Source organism: Nocardia arseniciresistens (assembly GCF_046764875.1).
GTDB lineage: Bacteria > Actinomycetota > Actinomycetes > Mycobacteriales > Mycobacteriaceae > Nocardia > Nocardia arseniciresistens.
Genome location: NZ_JBKORD010000045.1, coordinates 1 through 1,050 on the forward strand (window position 1 = coordinate 1; position 1,050 = coordinate 1,050).

1 protein-coding gene is annotated in these 1,050 nt (G+C 61.7%); it reads left to right on the top strand.

The window, feature by feature from the left end; translation table 11 throughout:
* Positions 1–1,050, top strand: a 1,050-nt coding sequence (locus tag ACLMAJ_RS38000) for an inositol-3-phosphate synthase (RefSeq protein ID WP_412018760.1), incomplete at both ends; no start/stop codon positions are given.

Sequence of the window (1,050 nt, forward strand, 5' to 3'; positions counted from 1 at the left end):
GTGGCCATCGTGGGCGTGGGCAACTGCGCATCTTCTTTGGTCCAGGGTGTGCAGTACTACAAGGACGCCGACGAAACCGCGACCGTGCCCGGCCTTATGCACGTCAAGTTCGGTAAGTACCACGTCCGCGACGTCAAGTTCGTCGCTGCCTTCGACGTCGACGCCAAGAAGGTCGGCTTCGACCTTTCCGAAGCGATCTTCGCCAGCGAGAACAACACCATCAAGATCTCCGACGTACCGCCGAGCGATGTTGTCGTGCAGCGCGGCCCGACCCTCGACGGCATCGGCAAGTATTACGCCGAGACCATCGAGCTGTCCGAAGCCGAGGCCGTCGACATTGTCAAGGTCCTGAAGGACAACAAGGTCGATGTCATGGTGTCCTACCTGCCGGTCGGCTCCGAGCAGGCCGACAAGTTCTACGCACAGTGCGCGATCGACGCGGGCGTCGCGTTCGTCAACGCGTTGCCGGTGTTCATCGCCTCGGATCCCGAGTGGGCCGCCAAGTTCACCGACGCCGGTATCCCGATCGTCGGTGACGACATCAAGAGTCAGGTCGGCGCGACCATCACCCACCGTGTGATGGCCAAGTTGTTCGAGGACCGTGGTGTGCAGCTCGACCGCACCATGCAGCTGAACGTCGGCGGCAACATGGACTTCAAGAACATGCTCGAGCGTGAGCGCCTGGAGTCGAAGAAGATCTCCAAGACCCAGGCCGTCACCAGCAATCTGAAGAAGGAACTCGGCGCCAACGATGTGCATATCGGCCCGTCCGATCATGTCGGTTGGCTCGATGACCGCAAGTGGGCCTATGTCCGGCTCGAGGGCCGCGCCTTCGGTGATGTGCCGCTGAATCTGGAGTACAAGCTCGAGGTGTGGGATTCGCCCAACTCCGCGGGCATCATCATCGATGCTGTGCGGGCCGCCAAGATCGCTCTCGATCGTGGTATCGGCGGACCGGTCATCCCGGCATCGGCGTACCTGATGAAGTCTCCGCCCAAGCAGCTGGCCGACGACATCGCCCGCACCCAGCTCGAGGAATTCATCATCGGC